21 protein-coding genes and 1 riboswitch are annotated in these 17093 nt (G+C 55.2%); of the genes, 10 read left to right on the forward strand and 11 right to left on the reverse strand.

The window, feature by feature from the left end; translation table 11 throughout:
- The first annotated feature begins 18 nt into the window (after positions 1 to 18).
- From IT895_RS13430 to IT895_RS13450, 5 genes are all read left to right on the forward strand, one after another.
- Positions 19 to 693 (forward strand): FAD-binding oxidoreductase, encoded by a 675-nt coding sequence (locus IT895_RS13430; protein ID WP_199283736.1) that lies wholly within the window; start codon positions 19 to 21, stop codon positions 691 to 693.
- A 263-nt stretch (positions 694 to 956) separates the two neighbouring features.
- Positions 957 to 1778, forward strand: coding sequence for an aldo/keto reductase (locus IT895_RS13435; RefSeq protein WP_199283737.1), 822 nt, complete (start codon positions 957 to 959; stop codon positions 1776 to 1778).
- Between the two features lie 37 nt (positions 1779 to 1815).
- Positions 1816 to 2226 carry a hypothetical protein gene (locus IT895_RS13440; protein ID WP_199283738.1) on the forward strand — a complete coding sequence of 137 codons (411 nt, stop codon included), beginning with the start codon at positions 1816 to 1818 and terminating at the stop codon, positions 2224 to 2226.
- Entirely contained in the window at positions 2223 to 3170 is a 948-nt protein-coding gene (locus tag IT895_RS13445; RefSeq protein ID WP_199283739.1) for an aldo/keto reductase, read from the forward strand. Before IT895_RS13440 ends, IT895_RS13445 begins: the two co-directional genes overlap by 4 nt.
- Positions 3167 to 3838, forward strand: coding sequence for an MFS transporter permease (locus IT895_RS13450; protein ID WP_199283740.1), 672 nt, complete (start codon positions 3167 to 3169; stop codon positions 3836 to 3838). The genes IT895_RS13445 and IT895_RS13450 overlap by 4 nt, the downstream gene beginning before the upstream one ends.
- 83 nt (positions 3839 to 3921) lie before the next feature.
- Here the strand turns inward: IT895_RS13450 and IT895_RS13455 are convergent, their stop codons facing one another.
- The 5 genes from IT895_RS13455 to IT895_RS13475 form a co-directional block, all read right to left on the reverse strand.
- The gene (locus IT895_RS13455; protein WP_199283741.1) at positions 3922 to 4347 is read right to left on the reverse strand and encodes a GNAT family N-acetyltransferase; all 426 of its coding nucleotides are present in this window, start codon (positions 4345 to 4347) and stop codon (positions 3922 to 3924) included.
- Positions 4348 to 4395: 48 nt separating this feature from the next.
- Positions 4396 to 4734 (reverse strand): low molecular weight protein tyrosine phosphatase family protein, encoded by a 339-nt coding sequence (locus tag IT895_RS13460; RefSeq protein WP_233337249.1) that lies wholly within the window; start codon positions 4732 to 4734, stop codon positions 4396 to 4398.
- Between the two features lie 245 nt (positions 4735 to 4979).
- Positions 4980 to 5585: a porin family protein gene (locus IT895_RS13465; protein WP_199283743.1), complete on the reverse strand. Its 606-nt coding sequence runs from the start codon at positions 5583 to 5585 to the stop codon at positions 4980 to 4982.
- 269 nt (positions 5586 to 5854) lie between these two features.
- Complete coding sequence (locus IT895_RS13470) at positions 5855 to 6601, reverse strand: CPBP family intramembrane glutamic endopeptidase (RefSeq protein ID WP_199283744.1); 747 nt, start codon at positions 6599 to 6601, stop codon at positions 5855 to 5857.
- 291 nt (positions 6602 to 6892) lie between these two features.
- On the reverse strand, positions 6893 to 7258 hold the full coding sequence (locus IT895_RS13475) for a winged helix-turn-helix transcriptional regulator (protein ID WP_199283745.1): 366 nt from the start codon (positions 7256 to 7258) through the stop codon (positions 6893 to 6895).
- A 94-nt stretch (positions 7259 to 7352) separates the two neighbouring features.
- On the opposite strand from IT895_RS13475, the gene IT895_RS13480 reads away from it, so the two are divergent.
- A complete protein-coding gene (locus IT895_RS13480; protein ID WP_199283746.1) occupies positions 7353 to 8087 on the forward strand; it encodes an SDR family NAD(P)-dependent oxidoreductase in 735 nt (244 codons plus the stop codon).
- Between the two features lie 38 nt (positions 8088 to 8125).
- Entirely contained in the window at positions 8126 to 9085 is a 960-nt protein-coding gene (locus IT895_RS13485) for a quinone oxidoreductase family protein (protein WP_199283747.1), read from the forward strand.
- A gap of 423 nt (positions 9086 to 9508) precedes the next feature.
- On the opposite strand, the gene IT895_RS13490 is transcribed toward IT895_RS13485, so the two are convergent.
- The 6 genes from IT895_RS13490 to IT895_RS13515 form a co-directional block, all read right to left on the reverse strand.
- Entirely contained in the window at positions 9509 to 10114 is a 606-nt protein-coding gene (locus IT895_RS13490) for a GNAT family N-acetyltransferase (RefSeq protein ID WP_199283748.1), read from the reverse strand.
- Entirely contained in the window at positions 10107 to 10814 is a 708-nt protein-coding gene (locus IT895_RS13495) for a hypothetical protein (protein ID WP_199283749.1), read from the reverse strand. The genes IT895_RS13490 and IT895_RS13495 overlap by 8 nt, the downstream gene beginning before the upstream one ends.
- 483 nt (positions 10815 to 11297) lie before the next feature.
- Entirely contained in the window at positions 11298 to 11450 is a 153-nt protein-coding gene (locus IT895_RS13500) for a hypothetical protein (RefSeq protein WP_199283750.1), read from the reverse strand.
- A 55-nt stretch (positions 11451 to 11505) separates the two neighbouring features.
- A complete protein-coding gene (locus IT895_RS13505; RefSeq protein WP_199283751.1) occupies positions 11506 to 12381 on the reverse strand; it encodes a DUF2971 domain-containing protein in 876 nt (291 codons plus the stop codon).
- Positions 12382 to 12573: 192 nt separating this feature from the next.
- A complete protein-coding gene (locus IT895_RS13510; RefSeq protein WP_199283752.1) occupies positions 12574 to 13053 on the reverse strand; it encodes a hypothetical protein in 480 nt (159 codons plus the stop codon).
- 77 nt (positions 13054 to 13130) lie between these two features.
- A complete protein-coding gene (locus tag IT895_RS13515) occupies positions 13131 to 13739 on the reverse strand; it encodes a hypothetical protein (RefSeq protein ID WP_199283753.1) in 609 nt (202 codons plus the stop codon).
- 240 nt (positions 13740 to 13979) lie between these two features.
- Between IT895_RS13515 and IT895_RS13520 the strand changes: the two genes are divergently transcribed.
- The 3 genes from IT895_RS13520 to thiC all read left to right on the forward strand — a co-directional run bounded on the left by IT895_RS13520 (position 13980) and on the right by thiC (position 17041).
- Positions 13980 to 14111: a phage integrase N-terminal SAM-like domain-containing protein gene (locus IT895_RS13520; protein ID WP_233337431.1), complete on the forward strand. Its 132-nt coding sequence runs from the start codon at positions 13980 to 13982 to the stop codon at positions 14109 to 14111.
- Between the two features lie 97 nt (positions 14112 to 14208).
- Positions 14209 to 14361, forward strand: a riboswitch (TPP riboswitch).
- A gap of 90 nt (positions 14362 to 14451) precedes the next feature.
- On the forward strand, positions 14452 to 15120 hold the full coding sequence (gene tenA / locus IT895_RS13525; protein ID WP_199283755.1) for a thiaminase II: 669 nt from the start codon (positions 14452 to 14454) through the stop codon (positions 15118 to 15120).
- Between the two features lie 31 nt (positions 15121 to 15151).
- The gene (thiC, locus tag IT895_RS13530) at positions 15152 to 17041 is read left to right on the forward strand and encodes a phosphomethylpyrimidine synthase ThiC (RefSeq protein WP_199283756.1); all 1890 of its coding nucleotides are present in this window, start codon (positions 15152 to 15154) and stop codon (positions 17039 to 17041) included.
- The last annotated feature ends 52 nt before the right edge of the window (positions 17042 to 17093 follow it).

Raw genomic sequence — 17093 nt, forward strand, 5'->3', positions numbered from 1 at the left:
AGAGGCATAAGGCGAAGTATGGACCATACACTCGAAATCCAGGAAATCCGCAATCTCACTCATGATGTCAAACAGATACGGCTTGCCAAGCCTGAGGGATACACCTTTACGCCTGGCCAGGCGACCGAGGTCGCCGTCAATCGTGAAGGGTGGACCGACGAGAAACGGCCGTTCACGTTCTCTTCACTGGTGTCGGATCCGTGGCTGGAATTCGTCATCAAGATCTATCCGGACCACGAGGGCGTTACCCAGCAGATCGGCCAGCTCAAGGAGGGGGACTCGCTGATCGTTGGCGAGCCCTGGGGCACCATCGAATACAAGGACGAGGGTGTATTCCTGGCAGGCGGTGCGGGGGTAACGCCGTTTATCGCCATTCTGCGCGACCTGCACCGCAAGGGCGAGATCGGCAACAACCAGCTGATCTTCTCCAACAAGTCAGAACGCGACATCATTCTCAAGGAAGAATTCGAGACGATGCTGGGAGACCAGTTCATCAACGTCATCACCGACGAAAAGCCGTCCGGCGACCATATCTTCACCGATGGCGTCATCGACAAGGCCTTCCTGACATCGCATATCAAGGATACGAGCCAGGCCTTCTACGTGTGCGGCCCGGATCCGTTCAACGAGAGCATCATGGCAGCCTTGAAAGAGCTGGGCGCCAACCCGGACGCGCTGATCTTTGAAAAGTGAGATATTGCGCAACGCACTCTGATATGAGTACCACGTTGCCAAGGGTCGCCTGGGGTTTTCGGGCGACTACCGAGCGAACGGTAAGCGGTAACTCTCCCAGCTTCGAATCAATGACACCCGAGGTGGGACCAGATATTTGCAACCCATAGGCGCTTAGCGCCTATGGGTTAGCGGGTTCCCAGTCTTCTGGTAACTTATACTCCCTGGGTAGTTCCTGCGTTTAATAAATACGAGCCGGAGTAACACCAAAACGGGGAAGAGATATGCAAACGATCAAACTAGGCGGCGTAAGCGTTCCCCGTATCGGCCAGGGCACCTGGCATATGGGCGAAGATGCCGGGCAGCAAAGTGCTGAGGTCAGGGCGCTGCAGGAGGGTATCGACCTGGGCATGACGCTGATCGATACCGCCGAGATGTATGCTGAGGGCGGCGCTGAAGAGATCGTTGGCCAAGCCATCCGCGGTCGGCGCGATGAGGTGTATCTGGTCAGCAAGGTTTACCCGCACAACGCCAGCACCCAGGGGGTTCAAGCCGCCTGCGAGCGCAGCCTGCGCCGATTGGGCACCGACACTATCGATCTCTACCTGCTGCACTGGCGTGGCCAGTACCCGCTGAGCGAAACAGTGGCAGCGTTCGAACGGCTGCGCGAGCAGGGCAAGATTCTGCGCTGGGGCGTGTCCAACTTCGACACTGACGACTTGGCAGAGCTCGACGCGCCCGCCTGCGCCACCAATCAGGTGCTCTATAACCCCGACGCGCGGGGCATTGAGTACGACCTGCTGCCCTGGCAAGCACAGCAAAATATGCCACTCATGGCCTACTGCCCGATCGGGCAAGGCGGCGCGCTACTGCATGACGCCACCCTGCAACGCATCGCCGACAAGCACAGCGCCACGACTGCGCAAATCGCCCTCGCCTGGTCACTGCGCCATCCCGAGGTGATCGCTATTCCCAAAGCCGTTAACCTGAATCACCTCAAACAGAACGTTGATGCCGATAGCGTCAGCCTCGACACCGATGACCTGGCACAGATCGACGCCGCCTTTCCTCCGCCAATGCGCAAGCAGTCCTTGCAGATGGTGTAAGGCCAGGCCGTCAACGGCCCAGCACTGGAGCGATGCCATGTCACTGCCTGCCCCACCCAATGCCTGGACACGCTTCCTCGCCCACCTGCTGTTTATCCTCGCGGCGTGGACGCTGTTTATCAAATACCTGTTCCCCGTTGGCTATGCGCTGGCCTACGGGGAGCCTTGGGCGCGGTATATCTATTGGGATCTATGGCCCCTGGCGCACGTCTGGCTTGGGTGGGCGCTGCTCAAACAGCCTCGCTATACGCGTGCATTGGCGGTGGGCATGTCCGTCCTTGAAATCCTCATCATCGGCACCCTGTTCGTGCGTTTTCTCGCCGACCCCGAATGGTCGATCTGGCGTACCAACTGGTTTGTGAACAAGGTATTTGTGCTGACCTGCTTTGTGCTGTTGTTGGCCTCCACCCTGCCGATTCAAAAACATCGGAAGGAGCGTCCGCTATGAATCCTCGCATTAAACATCGCATCACCCGCCGACAAAGCCTTGCGCTCATCGGCGCCACGTTCGCCGCCATGACGCTTCCCACCACATCGCTTTTTGCCAACACCGGCGGGATGCGCTACAAGACCTTTGCGGGCACGGACAAACAACTGCCCGTGATCGGCATGGGCACCTGGCGTACCTTCAACGTTGGCAACGACCCTGAGCTGCTCGATGCGCGCACCGAGGTGGTGAAGGCCTTTTTCGAACATGGCGGCGGCCTGATCGACTCTTCGCCCATGTACGGCTCGGCGCCGGATGTGATGGGCTATGCCCTGCAACAACTCGGCACGCCCGAGAGCCTGTTCTCCGCAGAGAAGGTCTGGAGCCCCGCCGGTGGTTCAGCCCGCGAGCAGGTGGCGGAGCTGAAAGACCGCTGGACGGTGGATCACTTCGATCTGGTGCAGGTACATAACCTGACCGACTGGCGCGACCACCTGGCCGCGCTGCAGGAGATGAAAACCGAAGGCGTTATCCGCCATGTGGGCATCACCACCTCCCACGGGCGGCGCCACCGCGAGATCGAGCAGATCATGACGTCAGAGGACATCGACTTCGTGCAGCTCACCTACAACATCACCCACCGCGAAGTTGAAAACCGGCTACTGCCCCTGGCACAAGAGCGGGGCATCGGGGTGATCGCCAATCGCCCTTATGATGGCGGCAGCCTGATCAAGCACCTTAAGCGCCGTGACGCGCCACTGCCCGAGTGGGCCAACGAGGAGTGCGGTTGCACCACCTGGGCGGACTTTCTGCTCAAGTTTATCGTCAGCCACCCGGCGATCACCTGCGCGATACCCGCTACCACCCAGGTCGAGCATATGCGCGAGAACATGCGCGCCGGCCACTCTCCTATGCCCTCGGCCGATGCCCGGCAGCGGATGGCTGATTATATCGAGTCGCTATGAACGCCTGGACAAGTTACCGGCTACAGGACTTTATTCCCTTCACCGCGGAGGTTTACTTCCGCCTGCTGGAGCGCATGGGCGAAACCTTCTGGCCGCTGCACCTGCTGACCCTCGGGCTCGGCGCCGCGGCCCTTACACTGGCGCTGAGGCACCGCCCGCGACTCGCCTGCCTGCTACCCGCTCCGCTCTGGGCCTTTGTCGCCGTGGCGTTTTTCTTTCAGCGCTATGCAGCGCTCAACTGGGCGGGGGGCTATGTGGGCAACGCCTTCATCGCCCAGGCCGTGCTGCTGGTAGTGATGGCGCTAACAGGGTGGGGAATGGATAAAGCCCCGCGTAGCACAAGCCCGCCCGTCATTCTGGGCACCGCCATCGCCCTCTTCGGCCTGATCGTCATGCCGCTGATAGCGCCGCTCAGCGGCGATTCCTGGTACCAGGCGGAAGTGTTCGGCCTACACGCCGACCCCACGGCGGTGACCACGCTTGGCCTGTTGCTCATCATGCTGCGGGGTTTCGCCCTCTGGATCGCCGCCATCATCCCAACGCTCTGGCTGGTCGTGTCAGGCCTGACCCTGCAGGTGTTGGGTTCGACGGGCGCCACGGTGCTGTTCGCCATATTGGCGATCGTGCTGATTGGGCTGGTCTGGAAAAGCATTGAGTTCAAGCGATAGCGTCGCTGCACTGACGCCGTAAGCGTGGAGGTAACGGCGCTACGTGCCGCGCTTGGTGAACGTGTCCGCAGCGGCGCCTGATGCTAAGCCTTTTTTAAGAGAACAGCCTGGGTCTTATCCTTGCTGTAGCCCAGAGACTCATAGAAGAGGTGAGACTGTTCTCTCAGCGCATTGGCGCGCACTCGGATAACACTGACCTTTCCAGACAGCCATTTTTCCGCTTCGAGAACCAGGCCCTTGCCAAGCCCCTGGCCTCTGGCGTCTTCGCTGACCACCAGGCTAACTATCTCGCCTTTGACGCCCTCCGCCAAGCGCACATCAATAATAGCAGACACACAGCCGAGAACGTTGCCAGCCACCTCTGCGACAAACACTTCCCCACCCTGCTCTCGCAAGGCGCTTATATTGGCTGAAAGTGATTCTTCAGAGTGATCATAGCCAAGCTGCGCCATTAGCGGGACCAACGCTTGGGCGTCTTGGTGGGTATACTTTCTATAAATTGTATTCATGTATCTTCGGTGCCAAGGTAATTGTCGCCACGCCCAGCCTAGCCCCAGCTATGTTTCGACGGAAGATAATCGCACATACGCTGGCACCCTTTCCTTGAGCAATTTGATGAGTTCAGGCTGCATGAACTCATACTGATCGGGAATATCCAAGCAGACTAGCGGCTTCTCCTTCAACGCGTCCTTGTACATCCTTGCGACCTCATCCTGGTGGTGCTTTTCCATCACCAGAACAATATCGGCCCACTCAATCAAGTCTCGGGACACAGGCGTTTGGGCATGTACCCCTGTGCCAGCGCCGATTGCCTGGATACCGGGATAAGCGGAAAAGACACTTTCCGCCGTCGGACTGCGTAGCCTGTTTTCGCTGCAGATGAATAGAAGGTTCATAAGCGCTCCCTCGTTTACTGTATGTGCCAACGACAATTTGCCAGATACGTTGGCATTCATAACAGCACGATCAGTAAAAGTTGCATCGTAACGCGGCCGATAATGGTTATGAACCTGAGCTAGCCCTGCGCTTTAACGCGCTGGCAGCGTACCGATTGGAAGTATGGGAGAGTTGCGTGAGATAAAACGACAGCGCCGGGGCAAGCCCCGGCGCTGATATCGTACATGGCAAAACAGATTGACGGTTAGAAGCGGAAACCGGCTGACGCGGTAAAGGTGTCGATCTTGTAGTCGCTGTCGAAGTCGTAGCGCTCGTATTCGGTACGCACCAGGAAGGGGTCGAAGTTGAACTGCGCGCCGACACCATAGACCGGATCGGTACCGTCCTGGTCTTCAAGATCAACGCTAGCACCACCAAGGTTACCGTCGATGTCGGTTTCCCACTTGGCCACACCGGCCTTGGCGAAGGCGGTAAACCAAGAGGTGATGGGCAATTGGCCGACCAGACTCGCCCCGTAGGCGTCGGATTCCAAATCGGTATTGGCGTCACTATTACCCTTCAGGCGCGTACGACCCAGATCAGCATAGAAGATTTCGGTGGCGAAGTAAGGATTGATTTCGTAGCCGACGAAACCTTTGAAGACGTTGTCTTCGTCATCATCCAGATCAAAGTCTTCAGCGCCATTGGAGATGAAATTATCGACATCGTCGTCGTCATTCTTCAGCGAGCTGAAACCGGTACCGATACCCAGATAGAGTCCATCAGCATTGGGCGCGGCGAATGCCGACGGTGCCGCGGCGAGCAGAGCGGTAGAGGCAAACGAGGCGGTAAGTAGGGTTCTGAGTTTCACGTGTCTTCTCCTTGTGACGACTTGCTATGAAAGATTCTATGAATCGTCATGTATTGAAAGGCGATCCTGCCTTGATTCACTCAATGTGACAGTCGTTTGATTCACACATATCAAACATAGACAGAACACTGTTCGATAACAAGGATAATCCAGTTACGACGGGTAAGTTTTTGTTGCAAAAAAAGCGCCTCTACCTGGAAGGTAGAGGCGCTTGAGTTAAGACGAGCCACTAAGCGGCTTCTTCTTGAACAAACTGTTAGACCGCGGTACTACGTTGCACCTGCGACAATAACGACCACATGAGCAGTAGCGTGTGCGAGAAAGGCAGACTCCAAGCCCCAGCGCCAGTACGAGAAGCCGAACAACACGCCCGGAATGGTATTGCTGACTAGCACGTAGGTGACAACGGAGGGGGTAAGATTGATCCCCATGGCCGTTGCAGCGGGGAGATGGCCGACGCCAAAAAGCAAGGCTGCTACGAGGATTGCAGCCACCACATAGCGAGGGGCTGGCGCACCATTGCGTCGCTGGAAGAGCCGCCATTCCAACCAGACGATCAGAGTCATCAGCCCCCAGCGCATCAAGATTTCTTCCGTGATGCCACCGTAGAGCAGCCGAGCCGAAACAGGGATGTTGAAGGCCGGGGCAGCGCTCTGCACCTCGAGTGGCGCGGCCTGCCCTGCAATTAGCAGTACAGCACCCGCAACGAGGCCTATAAGTGCGCCAGGTAGTAGCTGAGGCTTTGCGGCCCTCCAGACACTTGAGCCGGATAGTACCGCCTCTGTCACAGGTGCCCTGAGGCCGACCGACCTTGAGAGCGCCGCGCCTAACCAAGCGGCCAACGCAAGGAAGAGCCCGCTCTGTATCAGGCTCGCGGTGACAGCGACACTTTGCGGCACTGGCGTTTGTGCCCCATGCAAGAGTTGCGGAATCACGGTTAGCGTCAATACGACAACGCCAAGCATACCTACTGCCCACAGTGCCGCACTCAGGCGCAATTTAGATACCTGAATCATCAAATTCCTTAGCAACGCTACAAGCGGACTAGCGCTAGCAGTAACCGGCACTGAAGCGGGGCGTAGGGAACCCCGCAAGGGATATGGTGTCCGATTGACCGCCTGGTTATGGGTCCGTTCACCCGTTGTTTTGTTCTGGCATCCGATACCGAATGCCGACTCCCTGATACTTTGCACCATCAGGACCAACGGCGCCACGAACCAGAACACTGAACGTGCGGATTTACCCGGAGGACTCGCCGGATGGCATGATGGTTTGCCTGTCCATCAGCCGCCCTCCCACTTCGCTTTCTACCGGCTGGTTTTCCGGCGGTCCATCGCCGCGGCAATGTCCTCTTCGTGCTCTTCGCCCCAGCCGCAAAGCGGCTCCATAGCCCGCACCAGACTCGCGCCGAAGGGCGTCAGCGAGTAGTCGACGCGCAGCGGGATCTCCCCATAGTCCGTTCGCTGGACGATGCCGTCGGACTCGAGCTCTTTTAGCTGCTGGATCAACATTTTGTCGCTCACGCCCCGGACGCTTCGCCTGAGCTCGCCGTAACGCGTCGGGCCCTTGTTTAAAAAGAACAGAATCAACGGTTTCCATTTCCCGGAGATCACTTGCAGCGTCGCATGCAGGCCGCAAATGAAACGCGGGATTTCTGAGTTTTCTTTCGCCATAACGGGTACTTACCAAAAGGTGCATACTTGAACATTTGTAAGCGGTTTATATATCGTGAAGGCGAATCAAGTCAACACACACGGAGACCCAACCATGAGTCGGCTAAACGGTAAAATCGCACTAATCACAGGCGGCGCCAGCGGCATCGGCCTGGCCTCGGCCCAACGCCTTATCGAAGAAGGCGCCTTCGTCTTCATTACCGGGCGGCGCCAGGACGCCCTCGACAACGCGGTTGAGGCACTGGGATCCAACGCCCGGAGCATCCAGGCGGATGTGACAAAGCCGGAGGATCTCGACCGCGTCTTCGAAACGATCCAGGAAGAGAAAGTCCATCTGGACGTCCTGGTGGCCAACGCGGGCGTCGGCGAATTCGCCAGCCTGGGACAAATCACCGAAGCGCACTACGACTACATCTTCGACATCAACGTCAAAGGCACCCTCTTCACCGTCCAGAAGGCGCTGCCCCTGATGAAGCACGGCGGCTCCATCATCCTCACCGGGTCCACGGTGGGCAGCATGGGCACCCCGGCCATGAGCATCTACAGCGCCTCCAAGGCGGCCGTCCGCAATCTGGCGCGCAGTTGGGCCCATGATCTCAGGGGCACCGGCATTCGCGTGAACGTCATGTCTCCCGGGCCGACCCAAACAGACAAGCTGATGGAACTGCTCCCATCCGAAGCTCTGAGCGAGATGAACCGGACCGTACCGCTTGAGCGTCTGGGCGATCCCAAGGAAACCGCAGGCGCGGTGGCGTTCCTGGCGTCCGACGACAGCAGCTTTATGACAGGGAGCGAGGTGTTCGTTGACGGGGGCTACGCGCAGGTTTAGATGGCTATCCCACTATTCCCTCGATGGAAGGAAAGAACATGAAGGCTGCCTATTATGAGGTTCCAGGCGGACCGGAGGTCCTGAGCTACATAGAAGTCGAGGCTCCGGTTTGTCCCGAGGATGGAGTACTCCTCCGGGTGGAAGCAATCTCGATTGAGGGGGGCGATCTCATCAATCGGGCGACGGCGACGCCTCAGGTGGCAGGCCACGTTCCTGGCTATGCGGCCTCGGGCGAGATCGTCGAGGTTGGCGCGAAGGTTCGCGACCGCTTCATCGGGCAAAAGGTGACGTCATTCAACATGGGCGGGTCCCATGCCGAATTGCGCGCTGTGAAGGCCACGCGAACATGGATCGTGCCGGACGGGTTGCAGATGGCGGCTGCGGCTGCCCTGCCCATCTCGTTTGGAGCCGCCCATCACAGCCTGTTCGCGCGTGGCAACCTGGTCGACGGCGAGACCCTGCTCGTGCAAGGCGGAGCGGGCAGCGTCGGGGTCGCGGCGATCCAACTGGCACATCGCGCCGGCTCGAAGGTATTGGCAACCGTCTCGGGCGCGGATCGCGCTGCGCGACTGCGGGCTTATGGGCTGGACGCCGCGATCGACCACCGCTCAGAGGATGTCACCGCGGCCGTCATGCGACTGACCGACGACCGCGGCGTGGATCTGGTCGTCGACCCTGTCGGGTCCACGCTCGCAGGATCGCTTGCCGCACTCCGGCCCGAGGGCCGTCTGGTCTTCGTCGGCAATGCAGGGCGCGCGTCGCTGGACCTGGACCTCTGGCCCGCCTTGCAGGCCAACCAGACGCTTCTAGGGGTATTCATGGGCAGCCAGCTCGAAAAACCCGAAGTCCACAGGACGGTCGACGACATGTTGCGCCTGGCAGCTACCGGTGAGCTGGAGGTTCCCATCGATCGACGGTTTTCGCTTTGCGAGGCCGCGGCGGCCCATGCCTATGCCGAGGAAAATTCCATTCTGGGCCGGGTCGTCCTTATCCCTTGACCTGCAAGGCCCGTGACCGCCGCGAAGGCATACGCCCGGGTCGCTGCATCGGGGACCGTTGCCGTAGATGGGAAATGTAACGTTGATCTGGCGCTGGCCATGCCTGGCTGTTGGCTACCATCGATGACGATTCGGCAAGGGCGACGGAAACTGCATCATGGACAGGATCGCACATCAAGAGGACAGCATCGCCGCCCTTCAACAACTTTCGCGGGACACCCATTCGCGTAAATTCGAACGGGTGTCCTGTAGACACGTTTTTCCGACTCAAGGGAGAAGCAAGTCTCATCGACCCCAACCGTTGGATGGAGTTGATTGACGTGATTGAACACTGCCGCCTGATTGACTAGCGATGTAGACCGTACTATGGCGCTATCCATTTTGCCTCATCAGTAGCGCATAATGCCGCTGTGCTTTGCCTTGTTAACCCTTGGCTGAGAATGCCTGATGGTACAACACTTCCCCTCTTGGAAAGCCACCGGAAAATGATAGAGCCTGAAAATACTCAGGGGGCACACCGGGAAAGACCAGCCCATCTACAACCGTAAATCCGAAGCGACCATAATAGCCAGGATCACCGAGTACTACGCAGCCAGAGGTACCCATTGCCTCAAGGGCAGCAAGGGAGCTTCGCATTAGCTTAGATCCAATACCGAGCCGTTGATATTCAGGAAGAACAGATATTGGTCCAAGCCCAAACCAGCCGGTTGCACCACCTGAAAGAGTTACCGGGGAAATTGCAACATGACCAATAATTTCTTCATCAGACTTAGCCACCTGAGAGATCGTCAACGCTCCCGCACAGCGAAGTGCATCAACAATGAAATGCTCAGTATGATCAGTATGAGGAGCGCTTAAAAACGCCCGCTCAGTAATCTGATGTATCTTCAACTCATCGCCGACTTTTTCATTACTTATTTCAACATCCACACTAAACCTCTTGCACGAATTAACGCAGAGCTTTGCGGCAATTTTGGAACCGCGCGAAGCGGTGAAAAAATTGTCCGGCAACAGCGTCTTGTTATGCATTTCTCTGTCCAATTCTCTCTCTACGCTCTTTCTCAACTTCAATGCAGAATTCCTCAGGAGGAAACATTTCCTGAAAGTCGGTTTCGAAAGTTGCAATCATACGATTGAGGCATCCTATAAGTTTATGAGCGTTGTTCACTGTTTCGCGGATGAGATCACCTTCCACAATGTCAGTGTCCCCGCTTTTTTCAACGTATCGTGTGGTTGCAACTCCCCCATCATGTTCATAGACGTGACGACGGCAAAACATTTTGTTCACGAAGCTGCGATCCGCTGCCATGCCTTTAAGTAGACTGATATCAAAAAACTTGCTCAATAACTCTTCAAAATTATCAATATTGTGGAACAAAATTTTTTCTAATTGTTTCACTCTCGATTCTTTCATCGGTACGTGAGAAATTAGCTGATTTACATAGTCTCGTGCTGCTGCATCAAATTCTGAAACTACCTGCTTAACCGCGACAGAAGCAGATACATCACCGCTCTTTAATTTTGATCTGATTTGCTCAAGGGCAACACGTTGCTGTTCGGCCGAATTTCTCCACCCACATGAAGAACAATATCCGTATTTTCCACGAATATCGTTGTAACTATTGCAAGCGGAGCATTTGAATTCTGTTTGCTGGGCTGTAGATGTGTAGTAAAAATCGGGCCTTGGATCCCCCGTTACGGAGTCTGCTAAGACATCCATATCAATCACTACCTCCCTGGTAGTGTCTACTTCTGCTTCATATATGGCTGTATACAATGACTCTACATAGTGCGATATGTATACCTTTTGAGGAGGTGTAAGGAAATGATACGACTCCGCACGAACGCCGCAGTACGGACAAGTTAATAGAAATTTCGCAGGGATATTATCAGAGCGAAAATGTTTGCTGCAGCGTGGGCATTCATGACCAAATCTACCATGCGAATCTGATGCCATCATCACAGCAATACAATTCGGGAATGGGGGTGCATTCCAAGGAGTACCAATACCCCCCATATCTATATTGCCACATGCAAAACCATCAGGATGGGCGTAGACGCCAACAAGACTTGCGGGGCGCGGTGACGAATGCGAGTAGCCGATTTGGTGCTTTACCTGGCCCTCTGAGTCACAAATGATAGTGAAAGTGACTTTTCCCCCAGTGTGCCCAACTTCAGTGAAATCCTCTCTAGTCATATCGTACTGTCGACCCTAAATAATGATGCATAACGCCGCCAGCAGGCAACCATTTGTAGTGGCGCGAAGCGCAACGAAAAACGGGTTGCGCTGCCTGGCATTGTTGTGCATTATCCAGCGAATGCTGGCATTAATCTTGATATAATGACCTACTGAAATAGCGTGCATGCCCAATACTCTCAGGTGCTTTTCACTTTACAAGAAATAACTTATCAGCTTACCTCTATGGCCGAAAAGGAATATTTGATTTTTCCACAACTACGTCATCGTAAGAATGAGCCTTCAGAAGCTCATTAATTGATATATAATTCCGATCGAAGTCAACTCCAGGGCCAATGACAATTCGCTTTATGGGTAGTCTCGGCACTTCTCCATCCTTAAGCAAACTTAAAGATAATGGAATATAAGGAATTAAATCACTACCTCTTGCCCTAAATCGGAGGGGCTTTTCGTTCTGAAAAATATTATTGTCATCGCCAGAATAGGAGCATACTAAACGGCTTTCTTGCTCTTCACTATAACTTGGATCTTTAAAGGATTTCGCTAAAACGCTCAATGTGAACACCCATTCATCGAACATCAAATCTTTCCATTTATTAACGGAAGATACAAACAGATCGAGAAGATCGAAAGCGAGTTCTTCGAGACCATCATCTCCATATATCACGTCGTAATATGAAGCAACTTGGGGATGTGGTAATAAACCCTCAAGACTTAGACCAACAGCGTAACCTTTACCGAAGCTACCATATCCTCGCCATTGACTCAGAAGATCTCCGTTCGCGGAGAGGCTAGTACAGAAGCTAGAATAATTTGAATTCGGATTTCGAAGTGCATCTTGTAACCCTTTAATTACTTCCCGTTCAGTATCATTTATTCCGCCAGGTTTCGATTCCATGAGGCTAATTAGTCGTTCGGGTAGGAATGATCCTTCTGATGGATCATTAAGGAAACGAATGTCGGTAGCCCACAAACGACCATTCTGAATTATACCAAGCAAACCTTGAGCATCTGTATAGTGGTAGCGGAGTCCATTGTTTCGCCACCCATACCTAGGAAGGTCGTGTTTCTGATGCAAGTAACCGAGTAACACCATCATATGTGGGCACTTTATAACTTCCTCACGGGAACATAACTTATCGTAATCGTTCTGCACGCTTTTTTTGTTAGACAAGCTTAATCCCCAGAGTTATTGAATAATTTTTTCCGGATGCATAACGCCAAAATTCAGCGGCGCCCTGACAAGGGCGTCCGGTGGAGGCCGAAGGCCGGAACGAACTGGAATAACTGGTTATGCATTAACCGGAGCCTCTGAAACCTCTATGGTTCCCATGACGATAATCTCGAGACATGGATCATCCGTGCGCTTCCCTGAAAAATAGTTATGGGCGCTTTCCTCAAATTCAGGAGCGGTACAGTCTAGCCACTTGGAGTCAGCGATGAACGAGGAAGAACCTTTTTGAATAATTGCTTCATAGAGTGAACGTTTTCCACCCCACCATCTCTCATTAGCTTTGACCGCAGTATCAAGATCTGGGAAAAGATAAAGAGCGCCCATTCGACTGGGAAGATGCGGATAGTGAGCCCTTCTGACCTCCTCAAATACCGTCTCCTTCTCTCGGTCTGTATGGACAGCTTCGTACCTAGACACGACACCACTCAAGCTAGGATCTAATTCACGCATCATAGAGGGCGACTGAAAAATTCCTTTGCAGATCTTCAGGTTGTGATGAAAAATCACATCGCTATCGTCAGCAGCCAAATATCTCATTCACTCTCCCTGCATAACGCCAGCATTTGCGGCTGGTTTGGAGCGCAGCGGAAAACCAGTCCGACAACATGCGCTTGTTATGCATTTTTGTATTTAACAACATAAGCCTTGTGAGTACCTGCCAACCCCAACTGGCAGTTAGCAATTGCATACAAGTAGCCCAACCTTGAGTGCCCCTCAATTAGTTGCATCCCCGAGCCTATATCTGAGTATTCGGGTATCAGGTCATTAGAAAAGCTGTTCACATCCAAAATAACCGGCGGTGTTCGCCAGGTTCCATGATTCTTCCAATGATCTTTGTCTTTTTCGAGGCAAGGTAGCTGCTCATACGCGATGTAGCTTGCACCTTCTTCAACATAACCTCGATAATCCTCTATAACCTTTACTGATCGAAGCTGATCTAACGAAAAACTCTCCAACTCAATTTCAATACGATCAAAGTCAATCCAACCATAGTTATTTACACAGTTCCTATCATAGTACAGCCCATAGAGCCACTGCTCCAAAACTTGCTTAGGTATATTGAATCGCTCTTTTAATCTGAGATAGTAATCTTCGATTGACTCATCCGAAATGCTGAAACAGTTGAAATCACGATGTGGCTTGAGATCTTTCCAGCTTTCGCTGGTTCGCTCCCATTCAGCGTCATCAATATACAAACGCCTTACTTCAATTTCCGATAGCACCAAAACCCTCCTGATGCATAACAGTGATTCTACACCCAGCTACAAAACCTCAATGAACGCGACGGCGCATTCATTGGGGTTTTGCAGCCTACCATTTTGACTCTACCCCATTGATTCCCCTGAGAGCAAAGCAAAATCTTTCAGTATAGACAAAATTCGCGTGCTTGCGCGATTTGCTATTTTCAATAATGCTGTATATAAAATCAGCTAAAAGCCGCATGAGTGCAATCTATGAAACTGATGGAGAGGGTGAAGGCTGCCCTCAGAGTCAAGCACTATAGCCTTCGTACTGAGAAAACCTATTGCTACTGGATTCGCTTTTTCATTCGTTTCCATAGAATGCGGCTTCCTGCCACCATCGCAGGTCATTAGTACTGCAACTTTGGTAGCATCCGCCGAGCCAGCGGCACATCGCCCTGAGCTGACTCCCCTTGCATCTCCCCCACCCGCCTCCTACACTCCACCAACGAACAGCTTGACGGGGTGCCGGTGATATCCGGCTGAGATGGCGCAGGGCGTAGCAATATTTGCTGCCAAGCGCTGGTCCCGCTGAACCTGATCCGGCTAATGGGCTGCTTTTGGCAGCACGGGTACCGGCGTAGGGATCAAGCGATGGCCATGGCTAGCTTTCTCCCACGATCACACGCCGCCCTCAGTGCCATTCCCTCGATCCCTCTCGCCTGCCCTCCGGATCATTACTACCGGAGGCATCATGGGCTACTGCTTTACCGATCTCACCAACGCTTGTCACGATGAATGGCGCGCCTATATCGAGCACGATTTCGTGCGTCAGTTGGGCACGGCGACGCTGCCCGAGGCGTCGTTTCGCCATTATTTAAAGCAGGACTACCTGTTTCTGATCCACTTCGCTCGCGCCTATGCGCTGGCTGCCTATAAAAGCCCCACCCTTGCGGATTTGCGCCAGGCCCATGACTGCATGAAAGCTATCGTGGATGTAGAACTGGGCCTGCACGTGGGCTTTTGCCACGAGTGGGGCATTCGCGAGGCGGAGCTGGCGGAACTGCCGGAAGCCAGGGCGACGCTTGCCTACACCCGCTATGTGCTGGATACCGGCAGCCGCGGCGACCTGCTCGATTTGCACGTAGCGCTGGCCCCCTGCCTGGTCGGCTACGGCGAAATCGCCAACTGGCTTAACGACCAGCCCACCACGGTGCGCGGCGAGCAAAACCCCTTTGACGACTGGATTGGCATGTACGAGAGCGAGGAGTTTCAGTCCGCCATGCGGGCGGAGCTCGAATGGCTAAATGCCCGCCTTGCCGACGTTACCCCCGCCCGCTTTGCCGAACTCAGCAAAATCTTCCGCGATGCCACCCGCCTGGAAATCGACTTTTGGCAGATGGGCCTCGACCTCACCAACTAATTCAGCAAAACAACATAAGGAAGCGACCGTCATGAGCAAAACTAGCCACTTTTTAGCCGAAACCGCCCAAGTAGATGCCGCCGCCATTGCGCCGCTGCCGGGCTCCCGCAAGGTGTACGTGGAAGGCTCACGGCCGGACATTCGCGTACCGTTTCGGGAGATCACCCTCTCGCCCACCAAGACGTCTGCCGACGACGAGCAGAACCCGCCACTGCTGGTCTACGACACCTCCGGCCCCTACACCGACCCCGACGCCCAGATCGACCTGCGTCGCGGCCTGCCGGCACTGCGTCGCGCCTGGATTGAAGCCCGGGACGACACCGAGTTCTTGACCGGCCCCACCAGCGAGTACGGCCACCGCCGCGCCAACGACCCGACGCTTGCCCAGCTGCGCTTTGATCTAACCCGTACACCACGCCGAGCGAAAGCGGGCAAAAACGTGACCCAGCTGTACTACGCCCGCCAGGGGATTATCACGCCGGAAATGGAGTTTATCGCCCTGCGGGAAAACCAGCGTCGTCAGGCGTTAGGCACGGCGGAAGTAGAGCGCATTCTGGGCCACCAGCATAAAGGCCAGAGCTTTGGCGCCAGCCTGCCGGACGAGATCACCCCGGAGTTTGTGCGCGATGAAGTCGCCCGCGGGCGGGCGATCATTCCCAATAACATCAACCACCCGGAAAGCGAGCCGATGATCATCGGCCGCAACTTCCTGGTCAAGATCAACGGCAACCTGGGCAACTCGGCGGTGACGTCTTCTATTGAAGAAGAGGTGGATAAGATGACCTGGGGGATCCGCTGGGGCGCGGACACCATCATGGACCTCTCCACGGGGCAGAACATCCACGAAACCCGCGAGTGGATCCTGCGCAACTCGCCGGTGCCCATTGGTACGGTGCCGATCTATCAGGCGCTGGAAAAGGTCAACGGCGTGGCCGAAGACCTCACCTGGGAAGTGTTCCGCGATACGCTGATCGAGCAGGCCGAACAGGGCGTGGACTACTTCACCATTCATGCGGGCGTATTGCTGCGCTATGTGCCGCTCACCGCCAAGCGGGTCACCGGCATTGTCAGCCGCGGCGGCTCGATCATGGCCAAGTGGTGTTTGTACCACCACCAGGAGAGCTTCCTGTACACCCATTTCGAAGAGATCTGCGAGATCTGCAAGCAGTACGACGTGGCGTTCTCCCTCGGCGATGGCCTGCGTCCCGGCTCGGTGGCGGATGCCAACGACGAAGCGCAAATGGCGGAGCTGAAAACCCTTGGCGAGCTGACCCATATCGCCTGGAAGCACGATGTGCAGGTGATGATCGAAGGCCCCGGCCATGTGCCCATGCACTTGGTGAAAGAGAACATGGATAAGCAGTTGGAGTACTGCGACGAGGCGCCCTTCTATACCCTCGGCCCGCTGGTGACCGATATCGCCCCCGGCTACGACCACATCACCTCCGGCATTGGGGCGGCGATGATCGGCTGGTTTGGCTGTGCGATGCTCTGCTACGTGACGCCTAAAGAACACCTGGGGCTGCCCAATAAAGACGACGTTAAAACCGGCATTATTACTTACAAGATTGCCGCCCACGCAGCAGACTTGGCCAAAGGCCACCCGGCGGCACAGCGGCGCGATAATGCGCTTTCCAAGGCACGGTTTGAATTCCGCTGGGAAGACCAGTTCAACCTGGGGCTGGACCCGGACACCGCCCGGGAATACCACGACGAGACCCTGCCCAAGGATTCCGCCAAGGTGGCCCATTTCTGCTCCATGTGCGGGCCGAAGTTCTGCTCCATGAAGATCAGCCAGGAGGTTCGTGACTATGCCAATGAACACGGCCTGGACGGCGACCAGGAAGCGGTGATGAAAGGCATGGAGGAGCAGGCGGAGAAATTTCGCCAGAAAGGCAGCGAGCTGTACCAGGAGGTTTAAAACAACCGCCTCGTGAATAACGCGGCTGAATAAGGTGGCGCTTGAGTGTTGC

This window comes from Halomonas sp. A40-4 (assembly GCF_015767635.1).
Lineage (GTDB): Bacteria > Pseudomonadota > Gammaproteobacteria > Pseudomonadales > Halomonadaceae > Vreelandella > Vreelandella janggokensis.

Excerpts from the sequence above, each read along its gene's own strand:
- IT895_RS13440 (WP_199283738.1), top strand. The coding sequence starts at position 1,816 with ATGTCACTGCCTGCCCCACCCAATGCCTGGACACGCTTCCTCGCCCAC.
- thiC (WP_199283756.1), top strand. The coding sequence starts at position 15,152 with ATGAGCAAAACTAGCCACTTTTTAGCCGAAACCGCCCAAGTAGATGCC.
- IT895_RS13490 (WP_199283748.1), bottom strand. The coding sequence starts at position 10,114 with ATGCATAACAAGACGCTGTTGCCGGACAATTTTTTCACCGCTTCGCGC.
- IT895_RS13470 (WP_199283744.1), bottom strand. The coding sequence starts at position 6,601 with ATGATTCAGGTATCTAAATTGCGCCTGAGTGCGGCACTGTGGGCAGTA.
- IT895_RS13475 (WP_199283745.1), bottom strand. The coding sequence starts at position 7,258 with ATGGCGAAAGAAAACTCAGAAATCCCGCGTTTCATTTGCGGCCTGCAT.
- tenA (WP_199283755.1), top strand. The coding sequence starts at position 14,452 with ATGGGCTACTGCTTTACCGATCTCACCAACGCTTGTCACGATGAATGG.
- IT895_RS13505 (WP_199283751.1), bottom strand. The coding sequence starts at position 12,381 with ATGATGGTGTTACTCGGTTACTTGCATCAGAAACACGACCTTCCTAGG.
- IT895_RS13430 (WP_199283736.1), top strand. The coding sequence starts at position 19 with ATGGACCATACACTCGAAATCCAGGAAATCCGCAATCTCACTCATGAT.
- IT895_RS13520 (WP_233337431.1), top strand. The coding sequence starts at position 13,980 with ATGGAGAGGGTGAAGGCTGCCCTCAGAGTCAAGCACTATAGCCTTCGT.
- IT895_RS13455 (WP_199283741.1), bottom strand. The coding sequence starts at position 4,347 with ATGAATACAATTTATAGAAAGTATACCCACCAAGACGCCCAAGCGTTG.
- IT895_RS13485 (WP_199283747.1), top strand. The coding sequence starts at position 8,126 with ATGAAGGCTGCCTATTATGAGGTTCCAGGCGGACCGGAGGTCCTGAGC.
- IT895_RS13510 (WP_199283752.1), bottom strand. The coding sequence starts at position 13,053 with ATGAGATATTTGGCTGCTGACGATAGCGATGTGATTTTTCATCACAAC.
- IT895_RS13435 (WP_199283737.1), top strand. The coding sequence starts at position 957 with ATGCAAACGATCAAACTAGGCGGCGTAAGCGTTCCCCGTATCGGCCAG.
- IT895_RS13460 (WP_233337249.1), bottom strand. The coding sequence starts at position 4,734 with ATGAACCTTCTATTCATCTGCAGCGAAAACAGGCTACGCAGTCCGACG.
- IT895_RS13450 (WP_199283740.1), top strand. The coding sequence starts at position 3,167 with ATGAACGCCTGGACAAGTTACCGGCTACAGGACTTTATTCCCTTCACC.
- IT895_RS13445 (WP_199283739.1), top strand. The coding sequence starts at position 2,223 with ATGAATCCTCGCATTAAACATCGCATCACCCGCCGACAAAGCCTTGCG.
- IT895_RS13480 (WP_199283746.1), top strand. The coding sequence starts at position 7,353 with ATGAGTCGGCTAAACGGTAAAATCGCACTAATCACAGGCGGCGCCAGC.
- IT895_RS13500 (WP_199283750.1), bottom strand. The coding sequence starts at position 11,450 with ATGCACGCTATTTCAGTAGGTCATTATATCAAGATTAATGCCAGCATT.